At 60.3% G+C, this 22286-nt stretch carries 16 protein-coding genes and 1 tRNA gene; 11 read left to right on the top strand and 6 right to left on the bottom strand.

The window, feature by feature from the left end:
• Positions 1–78 precede the first annotated feature (78 nt).
• Positions 79–151 (bottom strand) — tRNA-Arg (locus G1C98_RS06935).
• 253 nt (positions 152–404) lie between these two features.
• Here G1C98_RS06935 and G1C98_RS06930 point away from each other — a divergent pair.
• Positions 405–1520, top strand: a complete 1116-nt coding sequence (locus tag G1C98_RS06930; protein ID WP_169080522.1) for an endonuclease/exonuclease/phosphatase family protein — start codon at positions 405–407, stop codon at positions 1518–1520.
• A gap of 873 nt (positions 1521–2393) precedes the next feature.
• Here the strand turns inward: G1C98_RS06930 and G1C98_RS06925 are convergent.
• Together G1C98_RS06925 and xseA are read right to left on the bottom strand one after the other, a co-directional pair.
• On the bottom strand, positions 2394–2678 hold the full coding sequence (locus G1C98_RS06925; RefSeq protein WP_169080521.1) for an exodeoxyribonuclease VII small subunit: 285 nt from the start codon (positions 2676–2678) through the stop codon (positions 2394–2396).
• 72 nt (positions 2679–2750) lie between these two features.
• Positions 2751–4022, bottom strand: a complete 1272-nt coding sequence (gene xseA / locus G1C98_RS06920) for an exodeoxyribonuclease VII large subunit (RefSeq protein WP_169080520.1) — start codon at positions 4020–4022, stop codon at positions 2751–2753.
• Between the two features lie 324 nt (positions 4023–4346).
• Here xseA and nrdD point away from each other — a divergent pair, with 324 nt between their 5' ends.
• Entirely contained in the window at positions 4347–6737 is a 2391-nt protein-coding gene (gene nrdD / locus G1C98_RS06915; protein WP_417852304.1) for an anaerobic ribonucleoside-triphosphate reductase, read from the top strand.
• Positions 6738–6960: 223 nt separating this feature from the next.
• Complete coding sequence (gene nrdG, locus G1C98_RS06910; RefSeq protein WP_169080519.1) at positions 6961–7689, top strand: anaerobic ribonucleoside-triphosphate reductase activating protein; 729 nt, start codon at positions 6961–6963, stop codon at positions 7687–7689.
• A 30-nt stretch (positions 7690–7719) separates the two neighbouring features.
• Here nrdG and G1C98_RS06905 read toward each other — a convergent pair whose 3' ends face one another.
• On the bottom strand, positions 7720–8088 hold the full coding sequence (locus G1C98_RS06905; protein WP_169080518.1) for a metallopeptidase family protein: 369 nt from the start codon (positions 8086–8088) through the stop codon (positions 7720–7722).
• Between the two features lie 155 nt (positions 8089–8243).
• Between G1C98_RS06905 and G1C98_RS06900 the strand changes: the two genes are divergently transcribed.
• From G1C98_RS06900 to G1C98_RS06865, 8 genes are all read left to right on the top strand, one after another.
• Positions 8244–9299 carry a hypothetical protein gene (locus tag G1C98_RS06900; protein ID WP_205831935.1) on the top strand — a complete coding sequence of 352 codons (1056 nt, stop codon included), beginning with the start codon at positions 8244–8246 and terminating at the stop codon, positions 9297–9299.
• 298 nt (positions 9300–9597) lie between these two features.
• The gene (locus tag G1C98_RS06895; protein WP_169080517.1) at positions 9598–14475 is read left to right on the top strand and encodes an acyl-CoA dehydratase activase-related protein; all 4878 of its coding nucleotides are present in this window, start codon (positions 9598–9600) and stop codon (positions 14473–14475) included.
• 383 nt (positions 14476–14858) lie between these two features.
• Positions 14859–15182 carry a hypothetical protein gene (locus tag G1C98_RS06890; RefSeq protein WP_169080516.1) on the top strand — a complete coding sequence of 108 codons (324 nt, stop codon included), beginning with the start codon at positions 14859–14861 and terminating at the stop codon, positions 15180–15182.
• 246 nt (positions 15183–15428) lie between these two features.
• Complete coding sequence (locus tag G1C98_RS06885; protein ID WP_169080515.1) at positions 15429–15902, top strand: helix-turn-helix domain-containing protein; 474 nt, start codon at positions 15429–15431, stop codon at positions 15900–15902.
• Positions 15903–15920: 18 nt separating this feature from the next.
• Positions 15921–16493, top strand: a complete 573-nt coding sequence (locus G1C98_RS06880; protein WP_169080514.1) for a PIN domain-containing protein — start codon at positions 15921–15923, stop codon at positions 16491–16493.
• 330 nt (positions 16494–16823) lie between these two features.
• Positions 16824–18101, top strand: a complete 1278-nt coding sequence (locus G1C98_RS06875) for a glutamate-cysteine ligase family protein (protein ID WP_169080513.1) — start codon at positions 16824–16826, stop codon at positions 18099–18101.
• Between the two features lie 111 nt (positions 18102–18212).
• On the top strand, positions 18213–18842 hold the full coding sequence (locus G1C98_RS06870) for a TetR/AcrR family transcriptional regulator (RefSeq protein ID WP_169080512.1): 630 nt from the start codon (positions 18213–18215) through the stop codon (positions 18840–18842).
• A 313-nt stretch (positions 18843–19155) separates the two neighbouring features.
• Entirely contained in the window at positions 19156–21279 is a 2124-nt protein-coding gene (locus G1C98_RS06865) for a beta-galactosidase (protein WP_169080511.1), read from the top strand.
• A 19-nt stretch (positions 21280–21298) separates the two neighbouring features.
• Here G1C98_RS06865 and G1C98_RS06860 read toward each other — a convergent pair whose 3' ends face one another.
• The gene (locus G1C98_RS06860) at positions 21299–21925 is read right to left on the bottom strand and encodes a TetR/AcrR family transcriptional regulator (protein WP_169080510.1); all 627 of its coding nucleotides are present in this window, start codon (positions 21923–21925) and stop codon (positions 21299–21301) included.
• A gap of 125 nt (positions 21926–22050) precedes the next feature.
• The coding region (locus G1C98_RS09280; protein WP_205831934.1) for a hypothetical protein at positions 22051–22286 on the bottom strand (236 nt) is incomplete at its 5' end.

Here is a 22286-nt window from a genome sequence, read left to right as displayed (position 1 = left end):
TCGAAACCGTGCGAAGACCGACCTCAGACCAAGCGGCCAAGACCTAGGCGGTATTCCACTGGTCCGAATATGAAAAAGTGCCCCAGATAGGAATCGAACCTACGACACCTTCTTTAGGAGAGAAGTGCTCTATCCACTGAGCTACTGGGGCAACAGCGTTTACATTGTACACGCATTGCGGCGATGTCAACGCCCTGCCGTGTCTTTTCCGCCGGCGCGGGGCTGCGACGGCCGTGCTCATGGTTGAGCTCAGGGCGTAATCACGCGTTGGTTGGCGTTGGTTGGCGTGAATCGTTGGTGGCAATGGCCGATTGCGTGAGCGGTCGACTTCCGGCGCGGGTAGAGTGGCAGAGCGGCGGGCAAAGTCCCGGTGGAGTAATGGCGGCTCGAATGGAAAGGGAAGCATGGTCTCCTCTCAGGGTAAGCGGAAGAGCGGCGGCAAATCGGCAGGTGCGAAGGCGGGTAAGCCAAGACCCAAGTCGGCTGCCAAGCCGAATGCCAAAGCGTTACGGCACAAGCGCAAGCTGGTCGGTGCCTTGAGCGGCGTGCTGACGCTTGCGGTGCTGGTGCAGATCGTGTTGCGCGCGTTGCCGGCCGACTTGCAGGCGCTGCCATATATTCCGCTGGTGCTGTTCTTCGTGCCGTGGTTCATCGTCATCGCCGCGTTGGCGCTGGGGCTTGCCATATTCTCCCGTCGTACGGTGGTGGCGCTGATCGCCCTTGCCGGTCTTGCGGTGAACTGCTGGTGGCAGTATCCGTTCTTTTCGTCCACGCATCCGCTGCCTATGGCGGCCACTGCGGCCGTAGCCCATTCCATTGCGGATACGGATGACCAGTATGCGCGTGTGATGACGCTCAATGTCTATAAGGGCGAGGCGGATGCGCAGCAGATCGTCGACTTGGTGCGCGATGAACGGGTCGAGGTGCTGGCGTTGCAGGAGACGACGAACGAGTTCATCGAGAGGTTGAAGAACGCGCATATCGAGACCTATCTGCCGTATTCGCAGGTGTCCACGATGGATGGCGCGTACGGGAACGGTTTGTGGTCGGCCACGCCGTTGGCCGATCCGGTTGATGATGCGGTGAATTCCAGCGCGTCATTCATGCCGGGCGGCACGGTGTCGTTCTCCGGCGGGCAGAAGCAGGTCCGGTTCGTGTCCGTGCACACCACGTCGCCGTGGCAGGGGGATTGGCGGCAGTGGAAGCGTTCCTTGGACGAGCTTGGGTTGAAGCGCGCCGATGAGGGGACCAGATACGTGTTCATGGGCGATTTCAATGCGACGATGGATCACGCGTCGATGCGCGAGTTCCTGGGTACGCGGTTCCGTGATGCGGCGTACGGGTCCGGGCACGGGTTCGCGTTCACCGCGCCGGCGAATCTGTTCGCAGTGCCCGCGCTGACCGCAGCGGATCACGTGGTGGTCGACAGCGACATGACCGCCGGTCAGGTGCAGGTGAAGCGTATCAGCGGTTCCGATCACGCCGCCCTGCTCGCCACCATCGACGTAGGCCGCCAATAACTCCGAACACGCCCCTCGGTCACTCCGGTACGTCGGCGAAGCCATCGCCACATGCCATCCCCATCCAGCTACGCTGATGACTCCTGTATGTGGCTATCTCCTAGCTTCACCCGCATCCGCCTACGCTGACAGTCCTTGTACGTTGCCGTTCCCTCATATCATCCGCATCCAGCTACGCTGATGATTCCTGTGTGTGGCTATCTCCTAGTCTCACTCGTATCCGGCTACGCTGATGTTCCCCAAACAGGGCCGTCCCCATCCGCTGCCCTTGTTTCGCTACGTTGATGGATCTCCAGTGTGCCCTCTTGCGTATTTCTCCCGCATCCGGCTACGCTGACGGCTCCTGTATGTCGTCGTTCCCGCATGTCATCCGCATCCGGCTACGCTGACGGCTCCTGTATGTCGTCGTTCCCGCATGTCATCCGCATCCGGCTACGCTAGGTGATTCTCGGTGCAGCGAACTCCGTATCATCCATATCTGGCTGTGCTAACGAGCCAGAAAATCACCTTTTGCAGAGAAATAGGGGCTTTTCGTATGACATGTGAGACCGTAGGCTTGGCTGCTGAGCCGTGAAGCGAAGAGCCCGGTGGGCTCTTCGTAGGCGAAGTGAGCGGCTGTGCCGCGAAGGCCGCGCAGCGGCGCCTTGAGTGTGTCGAACACATCACGCTGAGAACTTGTACATGTTTATCAAGCCGAAGATTGCCTTCACAGAGAAACAGGGGTCTCTGCGCGGCATGTGAGACCGTAGGCTTGGCCGAACGGCCTTGAGTGTGTCGAACATGTCGTGCGGAGACCCCGTCATACCGCCTGCATCAGGGGGACTGATCACGGAAGACTAGTTGCAGTAAGCTGCACAGGCGGAAAATACGCCCTCAGTCCAGATTCGACTGCGTGCCGGCAGTATCGGCCGTGGCTGCCTGCGCGTTCTGTGCCGCGTCGAGCTTGGCGCGTACTTCGTTCAGCAGGGTCTGTGCGCGCTTGGCCAATGCCTCTCCGACTTCCCACTGGCGCATGGACTGGTCGAGGTTCAGTCCACCGGCTTCCAGGGCCTGGACTGCTTCGATGAGCTTGTCGCGGGCCTCCTCGTAGGGCATCTGTTCGATGGCCTTGCGTTCGTCGTCGGTGAGCGTGGATGCTGCGGTGTTCTGATCTGTCATGGTTCGTTCCTTCTGTGTCTGTGTTCCTGTGTTGCGGTGTTGATGTTGCGTGGGATCCCGTGTGCCGTGCCGTTATTCGGCGCTGTCCACGGTGGCGGTGATGATGCCCTTCTTCAGTGTCAGCGTGAGCTTGCTGCCGGGCGAGGTCTTCTGGGCGTCGGCCAGTACGTGCCCGTCAGCATCCTGTACGACGGCGTAGCCGCGGTTGAGGGTTGATTGCGGGCTGAGCGCGGTGAGTGAGGCGTGCGCCTTTTCGATGGTGAGCGAGGCGTCGTCCACGATGCGGCGCAGGCCGATGTCCATGCGGTTGCGTGCGTCGTCGATGAGACGCTGGTGCGGTTCGAGCATGGTGAGTGGTTGGGTCAGGCTGGGTCGGTTCGCGTAGCCTTCGATGAGCCGGAGTTCGGAATCCACGCGTCCGGAGATGCGCATGCGCATTTGGCGGATGGCGTTGTCGATGAGCTGCCATTGTTCGCGGATATCCGGTACTACCTTCTTGGCTGCGTCGGTTGGTGTGGAGGCGCGCAGGTCGGCTGCGAGGTCGATGAGCGTCCAGTCGTCTTCGTGGCCGATGGCCGAGACGAGGGGCGTGTTGCAGGCTGCCGCGGCTCGCACCACGCCTTCGTCGGAGAAACCGACGAGGTCTTCGAATGCGCCGCCGCCGCGTGCCACGATGATGACGTCGACGTCGGGGTCGGCGTCCAGCTGGCGGATCGCGGCGATGATGTCGGGTGGGCATTGGGTGCCTTGTACGTGCGCGTGGAGCACTTTGAAACGCACGGCTGGCCAGCGGAGGTTCACGTTGGTGATCACGTCGCCTTCCGCGCGTGCCTGTGGGGCGCAGATCAGTCCGATGCAGCGGGGGAATTCCGGCAGCGGCTTTTTGCGGTCGGCGTCGAAGAGGCCTTCGCCTTTGAGTTTCTTGCGCAGTTCGTCGATTTGTTCCTTGAGTCCGCCTGCGCCGATTTTGCGGATGTCGTCGCCGATGAAGCTGAGTCTGGTCTGCTTCACCCAGATGTCGGCGTGGCCGTGGATGACCACGCGGTCGCCTTGGCGGAATTGCGAGGCTGCGGCGGCGAAGGCTCGCCATCCGGATACGGAGATGGCGATGTCTTCGAAGTCGTCGCGCACGGTGAGGTAGGCGGAGCCTGCTCGCCGGGTGTTGATTTCGGTGATTTGTCCGCAGATCCATGCTGCGGGCCATTTTTCCACTGCGGTGTGGAATTTCTGGCTCAGCACGCTTACCGGCCAGGGGTTGTCCGCGGTGGTGTCGCGGGCGAGCCTGGGCAGTTGGTCGAACGGACGGGGTATGGGCATGCCGGTCATGTTCGGGTCTTCGTTCATGGGCACCACTATAGGTGCGGGGTCGAATCGGAGGGTGGTGTTGTGGATGGTGGTCGGGGTGTTGCGCTTGTGGTCGCGGGGCTTGCCGCGTGTCGTGTTCTGCCGCCTTGTTTTGAGGCTGTTTTGGTGTGGTCCGCGGGTGGATTGTTACGTTAATCACACAATTGTCTTTTTGGCGGTATTACGCCGAAAAACACTAGTCCTAGTGTCTGGACGGCGTGGCGGAACTATATGTAGGGGTACAGTACATGAGGCAACAAAAACGAAAACGCTCAGACGCGATGTATGAGAGGGGCGCGCGAGCGCCTAGGAAAAGGCAGGAAGATGACGATGGAAACAGCCAGCACGGCAACCGCTAAAACCTCCACAAGCACGGTGCAGGTGGAGAAGCGCGACGGTCGTATCGTGGATTTCGATCCGGTCAACATCATTGCCGCTGTGAAGTCCGCATTCGCTGATCTGGATAAGGAAGTAGGCCCGGAGGAGGAGTCGCTGATCCGCGATCTGGCCAATCAGGTCGAGGGCGAGATCAAGGAACGCTATGCGGGTCCGGCCAAGATCGAGGATATTCAGAATCTTGTCGAGCATGCGCTTATTGAGGATCATCTGTATGACGTGGCCCGTAATTACACCAATTACCGTCTTGACAAGGATATTCAGCGAGCCAAGGCCACGGATGTGAACGAGGCTGTCGCCCGTTTTATCAACAACGATCCCACGCTGATTCATGAGAATGCCAATAAGGATTCCAACGTGTATGCCACGCAGCGTGATCTGCTTGCCGGTGCGGTCAGCAAGGCCGCGGCGCTGAATATGCTGCCGCAGGCGGTCGCCAATGCGCATATGAAGGGCGATATTCATTTCCATGACGCCGATTATTCGCCGTTCACCGCGCAGTCGAACTGTTCCCTGCCGAATTTCTGGGACATGCTGGCCAATGGGTTCACGCTGGGCAATGCGCCGATGGCGTCCCCGAAGTCCATTGCCATCGCGGCCACGCAGATCACGCAGATCATGAAGGATGTGGCGTCCAGCCAGTATGGCGGTCAGACCGCGAACCGTGCGGACGAGCATCTTGCCCGCTACGCGAAGAAGGATTACGAGAAGTTCCTTGAGGAGGCGCGTGAGAACATCCCCGACGGCATGCCGGTGGAGTTCGCCCGCCGTCAGGTGGAGAACGCCAAGAGGAACGAGCCGAGCAAGCTGCATTTCGGTTCGCGCGAGCCGCTTCCCATGGATACGCCGTTCCATTCCGATGTGGACGAGCTGGAGCAGGAGCGTGAGATCCTGGCCAAGATCCGTACGCGCAAGGCCATTTACGATGCCATGCAGACCATGGAGTACCAGATCAACTCGAATCGTGTGTCCAATGGCCAGACCCCGTTCGTCACCGTCGGGTTCGGTCTGGGCACCGACTGGTTCGCCCGCGAGATCCAGCGCGCGATCCTGCTGAACCGCATCCGTGGCCTGGGCAAGGATCATCACACCGCGATCTTCCCGAAGCTGGTGTTCACGATCAAGCATGGTGTGAACTGCGATCCCGAGGATCCGAACTACGATCTGAAGCAGCTGGCGCTGGAGTGCTCCACCAAGCGCATGTACCCGGATGTGGTGTTCTATGAGAACATCGTCAAGATCACCGGTTCCTTCAAGGCCCCGATGGGCTGCCGTTCCTTCCTGCAGGGGTGGGTCAACCCCGAGACCGGCAAGGATGAGGAGGACGGCCGCATGAATCTGGGCGTGGTCTCCGTGAACATCCCGCGCATCGCCTTGGAGTCCCATAAGGACAAGGATCGGTTCTGGAAGCTGTTCAACGAGCGTATGGAGATCGCCCATCAGGCGTTGCAGTTCCGTATCATGCGCTGCAAGCAGGCGACTCCGGTGAATGCCCCCACGCTGTTCCGTTATGGCGCGTTCGGCCGCCTGGGCGCCAACGATAATGTCGATGCGCTGTTCAAGAACGAGCGTGCCACCGTGTCGCTGGGCTATATCGGCCTGGCCGAGGCGACCGCCGTGTTCTATGGCAAGGACTGGATCCGCGATCATGGCTGGGATCCGGAAGGCAAGGAGTTCGCGCTGTCCATCGTCAAGCGCATGAACGAGCTGTGCAAGCAGTGGAGCAAGGCGGAGGGCTACCATTATTCGGTGTATTCCACGCCGGCCGAGTCGCTGACCGATCGTTTCAACCGTATGGATCGTGAGAAGTTCGGCAGGGTCGAGGGCGTGACCGACCACGATTTCTATACGAATTCCTTCCACTACCCGGTGTGGCTGCAGCCCACTCCGATGGAGAAGCTGTCGTACGAGAAGGACTTCCCGTACTATGCGTCCGGCGGTTTCATCAACTACTGCGAGTACCCGTGCCTGCAGGACAATCCGAAGGCGCTGGAGGCCGTGTGGGATTACGCCTACAACATCGGCATCGGCTATCTCGGCACGAACACGCCGATCGACCATTGCTTCGTGTGCGGCTTCCAGGGCGATTTCGAGCCCACCGACGAGGGCTTCAAATGCCCCGAATGCGGTAATTCCGATCCGGACAAGTGCAATGTGACGAAGCGCACGTGCGGCTACCTGGGCAATCCGGTGCAGCGCCCGATGGTGCATGGCCGTCATGAGGAGATCGCGCATCGTGTCAAGCATATGAGCGGCGAGACCGGTCATGTGACGTTGAGCGATGGCTCCGAGCGCGAGTGGTTCGAGGAGACCAAGTAGCGGTCGGTTAGCGTTCGCGTTCACGCAGGTCACGTGGCGTGATGCGCCTTGCCGGGGGCGATCCGGTATCCGATATCCGGCAAGGCATGCGATTGCAGTGGCGAGGGCGTCCGGTTGAATTCCGCCGGTCGCCCTCGATTGTTTGTGTGGGTACGGCGCATGTTGCCGTCTCGAATGTGATTGCCCGGCGGTTGTCCGGGCGTGTGGTGATGGGAGAGTGCATATGGGGGAGTTCCGCAAGGCCGAGGACGAGCAGAAGCGTCATGATTTCGCCGAAGGCGAGTCGGGGCGTGGACCGGGCGTGCCGTCCCGGGGGCTTGCCAATGATCCGCGTGCCGGGCAATGGGATGGCAGGCGCATGTCCAAGCGCATGATCGCCGACTACAAGACGTTCATCGTCACCGACGGCGAGGGTGTGCGCAATTCCCTGTATGTGTCCGGCTGCCCGTTCCATTGTTCCGGGTGCTTCAACGCGTCGATCTGGGATTTCCAGGCCGGGCACGAGTATTCGCAGCGTCTGGAGGACAGGATCATCGATGATCTTCGCGCGCCGTGGGTGCAGGGCATCACGTTCCTGGGTGGCGAGCCGATGCTTGCCACGCCGGTGCTGGTTCCGCTGGCCAGGCGGATCAGGCGCGAATTCGGGCATGATAAGGACATCTGGTGCTGGACGGGCTACACGTGGGAGGAGCTGATGCGCGAGGGTGAGACGCACGACAAGCATGAGCTGCTGGAACTCATCGACATTCTGGTGGATGGACGGTATCTCAAGGATCAGCATGATTCGCTGCTGCAGTTCCGCGGGTCCAGGAACCAGCGCATTCTCGATGTGCCCAGGTCTCTGGCCGCCGGTGAGCCGGTGGTCTGGGCCAGGCTGCACGATCAGGAACGTCAGGTGTCGGAGATCTATTTGAAGGACCGTGACGCGGGCGAGGGGGCGCAGGCTTCCTGACGCCGCCGATGCGTCGAAACGCGTGCGGGTCTAGTATCCGTGCGCATGGAGGTAGTCGTCGTCGAATCCGAAATAATGCCCGATTTCGTGGATGACGGTTTTGCCGATCTGTTCGACCATGTCCTGCCGTGTGGCGCATACGCGCTCGTGTGGTCCTTTGAAGATGGTGATCATGTCGGGCATGACGCCGCTGTACGACGTGGTCCGCTGCGTGATGGGCACGCCGGTGTAGAGGCCGAGCAATTCGCCGTCGGAACAGTTCAGGCCGCCAAGTTCGTTTGCCGTGGGCTCGTAATCCCATGCGATGGCGATGTTGCTCAATGCTTCGGTGAATCGGGAGGGGATCGTGGCCAGGGCCTCCTCGACGGCGCTTTCGAATTCCTGATCGCTCATATGCATGATTCGAGCGTACCCGAAACCCGCCCGTTCCATGGTTTTCCGGATTCGCCATGTAGGCGTAATCCGCGGGGCTGTGGGTAGGATTGGGCTTATAGGCGCATGCCATGACGTCGAGTCGTATAGCGGAAGTCGCCGTAGTAAGGAGAACCATGCCCATGGATGAGCAGAAGACCCAGCCGATCGCGACGCCGCTTTCTGAGTCGCAGGCCGATGCCGAACAACGGGATGCACAATATGAGCCCGCGCAGGATGCACGGTATATAGCGGACACGCAAGTGATACCGCAGCGGCAGGCGGCAGGCGGCGATGCGTATTCGACCGCGCAGTATCCGACACAATACCCGACCGCGCAATACCAGCCTCAATATTCTGATGCACAGTATCCGCCGCAGCGGGGCGAGCAGCCCGCAGGCCCGATACGCCACAAGCGCTGGCCGCTGGTGGTGGCCGTCATCGTGGTGGTGGCCATCGTCGCCGGAACCGCAGGGTTCCTTGCCTACCGTAACAAGCATGACCAGGCATTGGCCGATTGCCGGAATGCCGTGAGCGAATTCACCGCCGCGCGCAAGGAGCTGCTGGACACCGGCGAATCCTCGACACAGGTGCAGCAACTGCTGCGCAGCGTGCTGGGCGTGGATGATATCCTCGACGCGGCGGCGGACGCCTCAAGCCAGGCCGAACGCACGGTCGGCACCGAAGGGTGCGCGGCCAACGCCACGATCACCCAGCTCAATCTGGTCAAAGACACCGTATCCAGCGCCACCGCGTCCCTGCGCAAATCCATCGGCACAATCACGAAGGAAGCCGGCAAGCTCGGTGCCGATTCCTCGTCGAAGAACAATGCCGGCAACGATTCGTCCTCAAGCAACGGCAACGGCACGGACGGAAACAACGGCAACGACTCCGATAACTCCGATAACGCCGACAGCGACGATAGCGGAAGCAGTAAGGCACTGGAACAAGGCAGACAGGACCTGCAGAACACCATCGACTCCGCACGCGGGCTCCTGGACCAATTGAAGAACAGCGAACTGAACAGCACGCTGAAACAGCTGGCGAGCAGCGCGCTGAGCAAGGGACTCGACGCCGCGCAGAACCTGGCCAACGATCCGAACGTCAGGGATTCGCACGCCTACGAAACGGCCAAAGCCACGTTGGAACAGGCGATCGACGCGGCCAGACAATGGCTGAGCAGCCAAGCAGGCGAGTAGCGACGGCACGGCAAACAGTGCAAGAAAACCATTGACGGCAACGATGTGTACCGTGTGTCGTACGCCCCGCGAAGCCTGCGGCGCGGCGAACCCCTACGGGCCAAACGGTACCGACATCGCACGGACGGTACTCCGTAAGCTGAATCGCTTGACACCGCAAAACTGTTAGGCGGGTGGTCGGACTAAGCTGGTTCTCCAGCAAGTCGGCAGCACCGCCCCCGGTACCTTATTATCCGGCCGGATATGTGAAGGGCATAACAGGCGGTGTGAGGCCGAAAACCGAGTTGTAGAGGAATACATGGCTGATACCGCACCTATCGTGAGCACATTGCAGTCCGCGAACCCTGATGCGAAACCGTTGCGCGTGGGATTGGACATCGGTTCCACCACAGTCAAGGCCGTGGTGCTCGACCAGTCCGATTCGCTGTCGGAAACGCTGTTCTCCGATTACCGTCGCCACCACGCCAACGTCCGCGCCACCGTGGCCGGACTGCTTGCCGATATCCACGCGATGCTTGAGGAACGTGGCCGCGGCGACGAACCGATCCGCCTGGCCATCACCGGTTCCGGCGGTCTTGCGCTCGCCGACAGCCTCCACGTGCCGTTCGTGCAGGAGGTCATCGCCGAGACCGAGGCGATCGATAAGGAATACCCGCAGGCGGATGTCATCATCGAGCTTGGCGGCGAGGACGCCAAGATCACGTATCTGAAGCCCACGCCGGAGCAGCGCATGAACGGTTCGTGCGCGGGCGGTACCGGCGCGTTCATCGATCAGATGTCCACGCTGCTCGACACCGATCCCGCCGGACTCAACGAGATGGCGAAAAGTTATGAGAACCTGTATCCGATCGCGTCGCGTTGCGGCGTGTTCGCCAAGACCGATCTGCAGCCGCTGATCAACGACGGCGCGGCCAAGCCCGATCTGGCCGCCTCCATCTTCACGGCCGTGGCCACCCAGACCATCGCCGGCCTTGCCTCCGGGCGCCCGATCCACGGAACCGTCATCTTCCTCGGCGGCCCGCTGTTCTTCATGTCCGAACTGCGTGCGGCGTTCAAGCGCGCGCTCGACGGCAAGGTGGACGAGTTCATCATCCCCACCGACGCCCACCTGTATGTGGCCTATGGCGCGGCATTGCAGGCCGAGCAGGACACCGACGACGAAGGCAACCATTTCGAGGCCAAGCCGGTGAACGCCATCCTTTCCAGGCTGGAGGAGCTGGAGAACCTGCCGTCCAACACGCCCACCATGCCTCCGCTGTTCCCCACGGAAGAGGATCGCAAGGCCTTCAACGAGCGCCATCATCGCGAGCATGTGCACATCGGCAACCTTGACGGGGCCAAGGGCCCGCACTTCCTAGGCATCGACGCCGGCTCCACCACCATCAAGGCCACGCTGGTGAACGACGACCGCGAGATCGTCTGGTCCAGCTACGCCAATAACGAGGGCAGCCCGCTGACCGCGGCCATCAACATCGCCAAGAAGATCGAGGCGGAACTGCCGGAGGGCGCGTGGATCGCGCGTTCCTGCGCCACCGGTTACGGCGAGGGCCTGATCGCCACCGGCCTGCATCTGGACGAGGGCGTGGTGGAGACCATGGCCCACTACCGTGGCGCCGAAATGGTCAGCCCCGGTGTCACCGCCGTGATCGACATCGGCGGTCAGGATATGAAGTATCTCGCCATTTCCGACGGCGTGATCGATTCCATCGCCGTGAACGAGGCGTGCTCCTCCGGCTGCGGCTCCTTCCTGCAGACCTTCGCCATGTCGATGGGGCTGAGCATCGAGGAATTCACGCAGAAGGCGCTTGCCTCCACGCACCCCGTCGACCTGGGTTCGCGGTGCACCGTGTTCATGAACTCCTCGGTGAAGCAGGCGCAGAAGGAAGGCGCCAGCATCGAGGACATCGCCGCCGGCCTGTGCTATTCGGTGGTACGCAACGCGTTGTATAAGGTCATCAAGCTGCGTGATTCCGGTGAGCTCGGCGATACCGTGGTCGTGCAGGGCGGTACGTTCCTGAACGATGCCGTGCTGCGTGCCTTCGAGCTGCTGACCGACCGTCAGGTGACCCGTCCGAACATCGCCGGCCTGATGGGCGCGTATGGCGCGGCCCTTACCGCGCGCATGCATTACGTGGACGTTGCGGATGATTCCAATGGGCTGGTCGCGGCAGACGGTTCCGAACAGGGGAGTGCCGCGCAGGATGGCGAGCATACCGTCGTCATCGACGGCGTGACGCACACCGCCAGCTCCATCCTGACCGGCGAGGCGCTCGACAACCTCACCATGACCACCGAACGCGACGTGTGCAAGCTGTGCCAGAACCACTGCAAGCTCACCATCACCACCTTCGCCGACGGCGCCCGCTATGTGACCGGCAACCGCTGCGAGCGTGGCGGTGACGCCAAGCGCAAGCGTTCCGACAGACCGAATCTGTACGACTACAAGTACAAGCGCTGCTTCGCCTACCGCAGGCTCACCGACAAGAAGGCCACCCGTGGCGAGATCGGCATTCCGCGCGCGCTCAACATGTACGAGAACTACCCGTTCTGGTTCACGCTGCTCACCTCCCTGGGCTTCAAGGTCATGATCTCCGGCCGCAGCTCGCACGAACTGTTCGAGACGGGCATCGAATCGATTGCCTCCGAGAACATCTGCTACCCGGCCAAGCTGGTGCACGGCCATATCAAGTGGCTGCTCAACAAGGGCATCAAGACCATCTTCTACCCGTGCGTGAGCTACGAGGAGAACCTGGTTCCCAACACCGACAACCACTACAACTGCCCGGTCGTGGCGAACTACCCGGTGGTCATCGGCGCGAACATGCCGGAACTGCGCGAGGAGGGCGTGCGCTACATGCGCCCGTACTTCAACCTCGCCAACCACGAGCTCATGGTCGACCGCATCGTGGAGGAATTCGCGTGGGCCAACGTGACCCGCGAGGAAGCCGAGACGGCGGTCAAGGCCGCGTATGCCGAAGACAAGGTGTTCAAGCACGACGTGCAGCAGGAGGGCCTGCGAGCGTTGGCGTACATGAAGGAGCACAACTGCCGCGGCATCGTGCTCGCCGGTCGCCCCTACCATGTCGATCCGGAGATCAACCACGGCATCCCGGAGACCATCTGCTCGCTGGGCATGGTGGTGCTGTCCGAGGATTCCGTCTGCGAGCTGCAGCCGGGCGAGAAGCTGAACCTGAGCGAATTCCTCGCGGACGGCGAGAACGATCCGCGCAAGAGGAATGCCGATGGCTTCCGCCATGTCGGCGACCGCAAGGTGACCAAGATGCCGCTGCGCGTGACCAACCAGTGGGCCTATCATTCCCGCCTGTACGCGGCGGCCAACTTCGTCGCCTCGTACCCGGGACTGGAGCTCGTGCAGCTCAACTCCTTCGGCTGCGGTCTTGACGCCATCACCACCGACCAGGTGTCGGAGATTCTGGCGGACAAGGCCGACGTGTACACCATGCTGAAGATCGACGAGGTCTCAAACCTGGGTGCGGCGAAGATCCGTCTGCGTTCGCTCAAGGCCGCCGTCGAGGAACGCGAACGCAACCACAAGCGTGCGTTGGCAGGCTCCACGGCGAACGACGCGGCCAAATCCGAGGGCGATGCCGCGGTCAGCAAGGCCAAGGCCGATCTTGACGAGGCGAAGGCCAGGCTTGCGGCCGCCGAGGCGCAGCTCAGGTCCGCCGAGGAACAGGCCGGCGTCAAGCAGGGCGAATTCCGCAAGACCGGTTCCGAAGCGCCGACACCCGGCCGTCAGGTCATGCTCGACACGGTGATGAAGGCCAACCCGAAGCTCACCGAGGCGGTCAAGCAGGCTTCCAGGCGTGCCGCGGAGAACGGCAAGGGCGGTGGCTCCGCGCACAACTCGGCCACCATGTCCAAGTATGCGAACCGTATTCCGTTCGGCAAGGATATGAAGGACTACACCATCGTGGCCCCGCAGATGAGCCCGATCCACTTCTCGCTGGTGGAATCCGTGATCCGTTCTGGCGGCTACAAGTTCGACATCCTCAAGCACGCCAGCCGCGAGGATGTGGAGACCGGCCTGAAATACGTGAACAACGACGCCTGCTACCCGGCCATCATGGTCATCGGCCAGCTGGTGGACGCGCTGCTGGAGGGCAAGTACGATCCCGACCACACCGCGTTGGCCATCACGCAGACCGGCGGCATGTGCCGCGCCACCAACTACTTCGGCCTGATCCGCAAGGCGTTGGTGGATGCCGGCTACCCGCAGATCCCGGTGATCGCCATCTCCACGCAGGGCATCGAGGACAATCCGGGCTTCACCGCCACGCCGGCGCTGCTGCACCGTGCCATCAAGGCGCTGATCATCGGCGACCTGCTCATGAAGTGTCTGTATCGCGTGCGTCCGTACGAGGTGACGCCGGGCAGCGCGAACAAGCTGTACCACACGTGGGACACCATCGTGCGCGAGACGTTGGAGAACCACGGTCATTCCAAGACGGCGCGCAAGTTCATCGGCAAGGGCTACCTGCCGTACGGCACGCTCGTCAAGGAGATCGTCAAGTCGTTCGATGCGCTGCCGCTCAAGGACATTCCGCGCAAGGTGCGTGTGGGCGTGGTCGGCGAGATTCTGGTCAAGTACCAGCCGGATGCGAACAACCATGTGGTCGATGTGATCGAATCGCAGGATTGCGAGGCCGTGGTGCCGGGCATCATGGAGTTCATGACCACCCGCCCGTACATCTCCGATTGGAACGAGCATTACCTGGGCATGGGCGGCAGCAAGATCGGCTATGCCGTGATGCGTAAGGGTCTCGATCTGTACAACGCGCCGGTGCGCAAGGCCATCGACTTGGCGCACGGCAAGTTCTCGCAGGATCTGCCGATGCCGGAACTGGTGAAGAAGGCCGGCGAGGTGACGTCCGTGGGCGTGCAGGCCGGTGAGGGCTGGCTGCTGACCGCCGAGATCCTGGAGCTCATCGAATCGGGCTGCCCGAATGTGGTGTGCGCGCAGCCGTTCGCCTGCCTGCCGAACCATGTGACGGGCCGTGGCATGTTCGGCAAGATCCGCCGCCTGTACCCGGAGGCGAACATCGTGTCCATCGACTACGATCCGGGCGCATCCGAGGCAAACCAGCTCAACCGCATCAAGCTCATGATCGCCGCCGCCAAGAAGATGCACAAGAAGCAGCAGGGCGGTGAGTAGCGCCATAGCGCTGACCTGAAACGGGTGGGGAAAGGACGTGTGACGTGTATGATGGCATGTCCGTTCCCCGCCCGTTTTTTATCCGACCGTTCGATACGAGATCCTGCCTGCTGTCTTCACCGTCGTTCCTCTGAGTCCATCCCACCCAACGCCTCGTTTATCCCTCGATAATCCGCACTTGCTTTCAATGGAGCCTCCGTCCCGTAGTCACGGCTGTCCAGTATGTGAAAGTGTTTCTTTCGGGAAATGGACTCGATACTTTGCGGCGGTAGGGTGCTTCCAACACATGCGGCATGAGGTATCGTGCGCCGTCCGGCAGGGCGGGTGCGATTCGTGCATGCCGCACAAAACGAGATATGCGTGAACCGGTACGGAAGGAAAGCATGATGGAAGATCAGCGTGATAAGGCAGCGGAACAGGCAGTCAAGGCGGATGCCGTCAAGTCCGAGGAAGAGGAAGCCCGCGAGCTGGGCAACTTCGAAAGTGCGGTCGACGAGACGCTGGCCACCGGCTATCTGGACGACACCCTGACCGTCACGGATGCGGATGGCGTCGCCCAGGTGCTGCCGGTGCTGGATTCCGAACCGATCTCCCACCTGGTCGAGGGGCTGGAAGACGTCGGTGGGCGCGCGAACGTGTTCGTGCACACCGCGGATGGCGTGGTGGTCCTCAGCGTGGTGGAGTACAACCCGAACGCCGAAGAATAAACTTCCGCTCATCGCGTGTCAGATCCGGCGATGGTCAATCGCGAAAGGGCGGTGTAGCCAGCAGGTACAAGCTTGTCCATTTTTGCCGTTGTTTGACAGAACGATATTGGTCGTTCTATAAGTGCCGTCTTGTTCTTTTTTCTCATTTGTCTTCTTCCCATGTGTATGACAAAACGACATCTTGTCAGTTTTGTCAGCTTTTGATATGGTGATTGAACGAGAAAGCCATCGACCTGGGAGGCAGATATGAGTGCAGTATTGGAAAGCCAGCATGTCAAAGGCTCCGGCATCGTCGACAAAAAGAATCTCCATCGCGCAAAGAAGCGTTCCCCAAACGAAGGCACTACGATTCGTATGGGGAATCGTGCCTTGGTCGCCGCCGATGGCGAAGTTGTGGAATTGAGCGACAAAGCCTTCGAGGCGGCGCTGAATGCGGCGATGGGCGTCATGGGGCGGCATCGGATGATCACCACTGGTCAAGCGGCAAGACTTCTTGATTGTTCGCCTCGTACCGTCGCCCGTATCCTCGATTCCGGTCGTCTGCCCTTCACGCGCAACGGCGAGTCCGGCCGCCGCATGGTCGACGTGGTCGACGTCATGGATTATCAGCGTCAGGAACGTGAGCGTATGCAGGCATCCTTGTCCGCGATGCGTCAGGCGGCGCAGGAAATCGCAATGAATGATGACGATTTATCCGCCTATGTAGCCCAGTTCGACTGACTGGAGGGGCAAAAGACCATGGCCAGGCCTGTTGCTGTATTGGACGCCAATGTGTTCCCAACCACTTGGTTGCTCGATATCCTCCTGACGTTGGACGAACATAATCGTATTGACGCGGTATGGTCCGAACGCATCCTTACTGAGGTGCGTCGCACACTGATTGAACGCCAACACCGTAACCCCGTTCAGGTGGAAAGCTTTTTGCGTGCGATATGCTCAATGAACGCTACGCATTGCGCTTATGGGTGGGAGCCGCGCGAACCGATGCTCGAACTGCCCGACCCCGATGACAGGCATGTGCTTGCAGCCGCGTTGGTCGCAGGCGCCGACTACATCGTCACCTACAATCTCAAGGATTTTCCGCCGGAACGGCTCAAGCGATATCCGGTCAGCGCGATTCATCCCGACGATTTCCTGTGCCTTTTGTTGGAACGAAACCGAAACGACGTATTGGACGTGATGAACGAAGTGGTGTCCAGCAAGGACAATCCTCCACGCACCATGCGCGAAGAAATCGCTCATCTGCGGATGTTGCGACTTGACGGATTCTCAGAAAAACTGGAGAAGCTGCTTCATCTAGATGCTCAATGAGCATATGAACAATATGCGGGAATATGTATCAACAGCGTTTGGCAAAAAAGTCGGGGGCGAACGTCACGAGAATGGCGGCAGGTGCTTTTTGAGGTGCTTGTACAGCCCGTGCAGTTTTGCAATTGTCTTGATCGTTTTGCCCTTTCGATATATCTTGCGAAGATATGCCGGGACGTATGCGATACTCGACGCTTATGCTGGAGCAAGGTGATTGCGGTGGGGGCTACGGCATGCCGAATCCCCGGCATGCCACCTGCCATTAGTTTTTCATATAGCCAATTCGTGGGTCTTCGGCATGCTCGGGGTGCACCGTCGAATACGATATAGCCCATGGTTACTCCCAGAATCAGTTATGCGCATCTGCTTACCGAACCGAATCCCAAGCATGTCGAAAGCCTGCTGAAGTTCTTCGAAAGCGGCTGTTCCAAACGAGGCACCGGCGGTTTCGGCGTGGAGATCGAGCATCTGCCGGTGCATAATGCCGACGACACCGCGGTCAGCTATTACGAGCCGAACGGCATCGAGACGTTCCTGAAGCGCATCGCGCCGTATTTTGACGAGAGCAAGGAATATTGGGAGAACGGGCATCTGGTCGGCCTGGGGCGTGGCAAGATCTCGGTGTCGCTGGAACCGGGCGGTCAGGTCGAAACGTCCATCGGCATCCTGCATGAGCCGCAGGAACTGAACACCCTGTATGGCGAGTTCCGCAGCCAGGCCGATCCCATCATCGAAGAGCTCGGCTTTCGGCTTGTGCACTACGGTTACCAGCCGAAGTCCAGCTTCGCCGACATTCCCGTCAATCCGAAGGACCGCTATGACGCCATGACCGATTACCTCGGCAGGGTGGGCGAGTTCGGCCCGTGCATGATGCGCTGCTCCGCCTCCACGCAGGTGAGCATCGATTATGTGGACGAGGCCGATTCCATCGCCAAGATGCGCGTCGGCACCGCGATCGGGCCGATTCTGGCATGGTTCTTCCGCAACAGCCCGTATTTCGAGGGCAAGCTCAACACGTACCCGCTGCTACGTCAGCGCATGTGGGACTTCCTGGACTTCCAGCGCACGAACGTGATTCCCGGTCTGTTCGACCCGCGCTTCGGTTGGGAGGATTACGCGCGCGATGTGCTGTGCACGCCGCTGATGTTCGCGGATCTGACGCACACGCCCGAAGCGGTGGCCACCGGTGCCACGGGCAAGGAGCTGCATCGCGCCGCCTTCCGTGAGAACGCGGGGGAGGTGTACCCCGATCGCGAGCTCAACGCCTATGAGATCAACCACATCATCTCCACGCATTTCAACGATGTGCGTCTGAAGAACTTCATCGAACTGCGCCATTGGGATTCGCTGCCGGTGGAGCGCGCGGAACGTCTGACGGAGATCATCTCGTCGCTATTCTATGTGCCGGCCAACCGCATTCGTCTTGAAAGCTACTTCGACGGGCTGCGCGAGGAGGATGTGCTTGAGGCCAAGGCCAATCTGCAGGCGCATGGCCGCGAGGCCACGCCGTATGGCCAGCCGCTCGACTTCTGGCGGGAGTTCCTGGGGCTTGAAGGTCTGCTGGACGATATCCCGGGCGACCCGAAGCACCCCGAGGTGTTCCAGGGCTGACGGCGAGCGGCCGTTCCATATCGCATATTCGTGGAATGCCGCATGGTGGCCTGTTCATGGTCAACATGCGGCATTCCCGCTATTGAGCGCCTGTTCGGTAGACTGGGAATCATGACAGATAAGGGGAAGAAACGCGTTCGCAAAAGTCCGGTGGAACGCAGGAACGAGATCATCCAAGCCGCGGTGAAGCTGATCGGCGAGAAGGGGTATTACGGCACGTCGCTCAAGGAGATCGCGGACGCGATCGGCATGAGCCAGCCGGGCATGCTGCATTACATCGGCAACAAGGAGAATCTGCTGTCGATGCTCATCACCGACAACTATGATGCCGAGGGCACGCCGCGTGATTTCATCGAGTCCGGGCTGCCGGGCAGCGATCCGGAGGGCATGCTGCTTCCCGCATACATGAGATTCCTGGTGCGCTACAACATCCAGCGTCGCAGTCTGCTGCAGCTGTATATGGTGCTGGAATCGGAGTCGTTCAGCCCCGAGCACCCACTGCACGAGTATTTCGAGAACCGTCCGGATGCGGTGTGGGACCATTATTCCGAGTTCAAGTGGAAGCTGCCTCCCGAGGTCGGCGGCTGGGAGAACGTGCGCCCGATCGTGCGGCAATGCTTGGAAGCCATGGATGGCATCCAGTTGCGGTGGACGCGTAGGCCGCCCATTGATATGTATGACGAATGGTTGGGCTTCGAGCGGCTGATTTTCCCGTCCCCGGTGTGGGATCATTACCGCTGAGAGACGCTTGGAATCTCATCATGGCCCCGTCGCAGCAGTGTGGCGGGGCTTTTTGGTGCTCGCGCACTGCTGCTGATTTTTTTTATTGTCGACTTTGTGAAAGATAACAACGGTGTGTCGTTGCACAGATATTGCAAAACGGCGTATTTGCAACGGTTATCCGCCGGTAAAAATATCTAACACGCGGTAGATAGTAGTGGTTGACAACATCTTCCTGCGGATATATCGTAACAATATCTAATGAACGTTAGATATGAAAGACGGTTAACGGCCAACGATGGGCGCGTCAACGATGACAACGAAAAGAGGAACTATGGGCAGGAACTGCGTGGATCATATCCTGTTCGGTGCCGCATACTATGACGAATACCTCACGATGAAGGGCATCGACCGCATCGACGAGGATATGCGCATGATGAAGGATGCCGGGCTGAACGTGATCCGTATCGCCGAATCCACATGGAGTACCTGCGAACCGCAGCCGGGCGTGTTCGATTTCTCCCATGTGGACCGTGCGCTCGACGCCGCGCACAAGGCAGGCATCAGCGTGATCGTCGGCACGCCGACCTACGCGGTGCCCAGCTGGCTGGTCAAGATGCACCCGGACGTGCTGGCCGTCACCCCGAACGGCCAAGGCAAATACGGCGCACGTCAGATCATGGATATCGTCAATCCCGCCTATCGTTTCTACGGCGAGCGCGTGATCCGCCGGCTCATCGCCCACGTTGCCGACCATCCGGCCGTCATCGGCTATCAGGTGGACAACGAGACGAAGTACTACGATTCCGTCTCCAACGATATGCAGCGTCTGTTCGTCAAGTACCTGCGTGAGAAGTTCCACGGCGATCTTGACGCGTTGAACGCGCATTTTGGTCTCGATTACTGGTCCAATCGCATCGATTCGTGGGAGGATTTCCCGGATGTGACCGCCACCATCAACGAGTCCTTGGGTGGTGAATTCGACAGATTCCGCCGCGACCAGGTGCGCCAGTTCCTCCAGTGGCAGACGGATATCGTGCGCGAGTACGCGCATGACGATCAGTTCGTCACTCATAATTTCGATTTCGAGTGGCGCGGTTATTCCTATGGCGTGCAGCCGTCCGTCGACCACTTCAAGGCCGCCACGGCCGTGGATATCACCGGCGTGGACATCTACCACCCGACCGAGGACGAGCTGACCGGCAAGGAGATCGCCTTCGGCGGCGACGTGGCCCGCTCCACCAAGGACGGCAACAACTATCTGGTGCTGGAAACCGAGGCGCAGGGGCAGCACGGTTGGCTGCCGTTCCCCGGTCAGCTTCGTCTGCAGGCTTACTCCCATCTCGCTTCCGGCGCGGATATGGTGGAGTACTGGCATTGGCATTCCATCCACAACTCTTTCGAGACCTACTGGAAGGGTCTCCTGAGCCATGATCTCGAACCGAATCCCACCTACCGTGAGGCGGGCGTGTTCGGCCGCGAAATCGCCAGGCCGGAAGTGGGGGAGCGGCTTGTCCACCTGAGGAAGCGCAACAAGGTCGCCATCATGGTGAGCAACGAATCGTTGACCGCGCTCGACTGGTTCCTCATCGAGGCTGGTTTCCCGTTCGGCGGAACCCTCAAGTACAACGATGTGGTGCGCAACGTCTACGATGCGCTGTTCGAGCTTAACGTGGAATGCGATTTCATCCCCTCCGATGCGTCTGCCGAACGTTTGGGCAAATACGAGATGATCGTGGCCCCGGCGTTGTACTGCGCTCCGCAGGAGACGACCGATCGTCTGCGTGAATTCGTTTCCAACGGCGGCCACTTGGTTGCCACCATGCGTTCCTTCGTGGCCGACGATGAGGTGACCGTATGGCACGACCGTGCGCCGCACAACCTCACCGATGTGTTCGGTATGACCTATAACCAGTTCACCCGGCCGAAGAACGTGCCGGTGGAATTCTCCGGCCCGCTTGCCGGTATGCAGCCGGTCGAGGCGAAGTCCATGATCGAACTGCTTGATGCCGCGGATGACACGGAAGTGCTGGCTTCGTACGGGCATTATGCGTGGAAGGGTTATGCGGCCATCACACGTCATGCCTTCGGCAAGGGCGACGCCGAATGGATCGCCACGCTGCTTGATGTCGATGCGATCCGCGAGGTGCTGCGTGAAGCCGTCGACCATGCCGGTGTTGCCGGTGTGGGGGAGCGGCTTGCCGGAACGCTCACCGTGCGCCAGGGTGTGAATGCCAGGGGCGAGACGGTCACCTACCTGCTGAACTATTCCGCCGAGCCGGTCGTGGCGGCAAGCCCGGTCGCCGGCGAGGTGGTGGTCGCGCCGGAGGTGATCGGCAGAAGCGGCGAGCTTGATGCGGCGGCAAACGCGGGCGTCGCGCTCAAGGCCGGTTCACTGGTGGCCGAAGGCGGCGAGCTGGAGATCGGCCCGTGGAATCTGGCGGTGATCGTGGGCTAAAGGTCCTGCCGATTGCGCCTTACGGGATGAGCAGGTCGATGATGGCCTTCCATTCCCCGACGAAGTCGACCTCATGCGACCCGTTGAGCCAGCGCAGCTGCAGACCCTCCATTGCGGAGAGCACCTGCAATGCGGTGCGCTTGGGATCAGGCACGCCGTCCCGTTCGGCGGCGAGCGCGTATTCCTTGAGCAGATTGATTTCACGCTGTTCGAAATACTCGTGCACGGGGTGGTCCGCGCTCAGGGCCTCGCTTTCCAGCAGGGTGTAGAGGCGGACCATCTCCGGGCGTCCGGCGTTCGTTTCCACGGTTCCCGTGGAGATGGCCTTGAGACCGAGGTCGCAATGGTATGCGATGCCGTCTTCGAGGACCTCTCCCGTTACCCCTTCCACGCCAAGATGCTTGGCGATGGCTATCTGATTGGTGCGGTCGGCGTACTTGAGGGTTTCCTCAAGCAGCTGTTCCTTGGTGTTGTAGTAGTAAAGGAGGCCTGCCTCGGTGATGTTCTGAGCCTGCGCCACATCGCGGATGGTGAATCCCCAGAATCCGAACTGGGAGATGAACGAGATGGTGGTTTCGAGGATGCTGCGTCTGCGCTCCTCGGCGCTCATTCTTTTCTTGGGTGTCCGCTCGGTACGTCGACGCATCTGTTCTCCTTCTCTCTTAGTGCTTACTAAGGTACCGCAGATTGGTGAGGGAAGGGTGGGAAGTGTTGGGACACGCCGGAAACAACAGGATAGAGAAAATATAATATGATTTAACTAAGCAGTTACTAAGTATAAAAAAGTGACCGCCACTGAAGACCAACGGGCAAAGCAGCCCAACGCAAAAACAACACAATCAAAGAATTCACTACTGAAGCATGATTCAAAGGAGAGAGTTTGATAACGTCCGAAATCTTGCGCACTTTCGGATTCCGGCCCTGACGCAGGAGGGCATGGCCCGCGTCCTGTGTACGATTTTCATTCGCCAAAACAAAAAACCGCGATTGGAAGCCAGGAGACGGAA

It is taken from the genome of Bifidobacterium erythrocebi, assembly GCF_012932675.1.
Taxonomy (GTDB): Bacteria; Actinomycetota; Actinomycetes; order Actinomycetales; family Bifidobacteriaceae; genus Bifidobacterium; species Bifidobacterium erythrocebi.
The sequence above is the reverse complement of the archived record's forward strand: the minus strand, read 5'-3'. Positions and strand labels throughout refer to the sequence as shown.

Coding starts and splice junctions, on each gene's coding strand:
- G1C98_RS06930 (WP_169080522.1), top strand. CDS start 405: ATGGTCTCCTCTCAGGGTAAGCGGAAGAGCGGCGGCAAATCGGCAGGT.
- G1C98_RS06925 (WP_169080521.1), bottom strand. CDS start 2,678: ATGACAGATCAGAACACCGCAGCATCCACGCTCACCGACGACGAACGC.
- xseA (WP_169080520.1), bottom strand. CDS start 4,022: ATGAACGAAGACCCGAACATGACCGGCATGCCCATACCCCGTCCGTTC.
- nrdD (WP_417852304.1), top strand. CDS start 4,347: ATGACGATGGAAACAGCCAGCACGGCAACCGCTAAAACCTCCACAAGC.
- nrdG (WP_169080519.1), top strand. CDS start 6,961: ATGGGGGAGTTCCGCAAGGCCGAGGACGAGCAGAAGCGTCATGATTTC.
- G1C98_RS06905 (WP_169080518.1), bottom strand. CDS start 8,088: ATGCATATGAGCGATCAGGAATTCGAAAGCGCCGTCGAGGAGGCCCTG.
- G1C98_RS06900 (WP_205831935.1), top strand. CDS start 8,244: ATGGATGAGCAGAAGACCCAGCCGATCGCGACGCCGCTTTCTGAGTCG.
- G1C98_RS06895 (WP_169080517.1), top strand. CDS start 9,598: ATGGCTGATACCGCACCTATCGTGAGCACATTGCAGTCCGCGAACCCT.
- G1C98_RS06890 (WP_169080516.1), top strand. CDS start 14,859: ATGATGGAAGATCAGCGTGATAAGGCAGCGGAACAGGCAGTCAAGGCG.
- G1C98_RS06885 (WP_169080515.1), top strand. CDS start 15,429: ATGAGTGCAGTATTGGAAAGCCAGCATGTCAAAGGCTCCGGCATCGTC.
- G1C98_RS06880 (WP_169080514.1), top strand. CDS start 15,921: ATGGCCAGGCCTGTTGCTGTATTGGACGCCAATGTGTTCCCAACCACT.
- G1C98_RS06875 (WP_169080513.1), top strand. CDS start 16,824: ATGGTTACTCCCAGAATCAGTTATGCGCATCTGCTTACCGAACCGAAT.
- G1C98_RS06870 (WP_169080512.1), top strand. CDS start 18,213: ATGACAGATAAGGGGAAGAAACGCGTTCGCAAAAGTCCGGTGGAACGC.
- G1C98_RS06865 (WP_169080511.1), top strand. CDS start 19,156: ATGGGCAGGAACTGCGTGGATCATATCCTGTTCGGTGCCGCATACTAT.
- G1C98_RS06860 (WP_169080510.1), bottom strand. CDS start 21,925: ATGCGTCGACGTACCGAGCGGACACCCAAGAAAAGAATGAGCGCCGAG.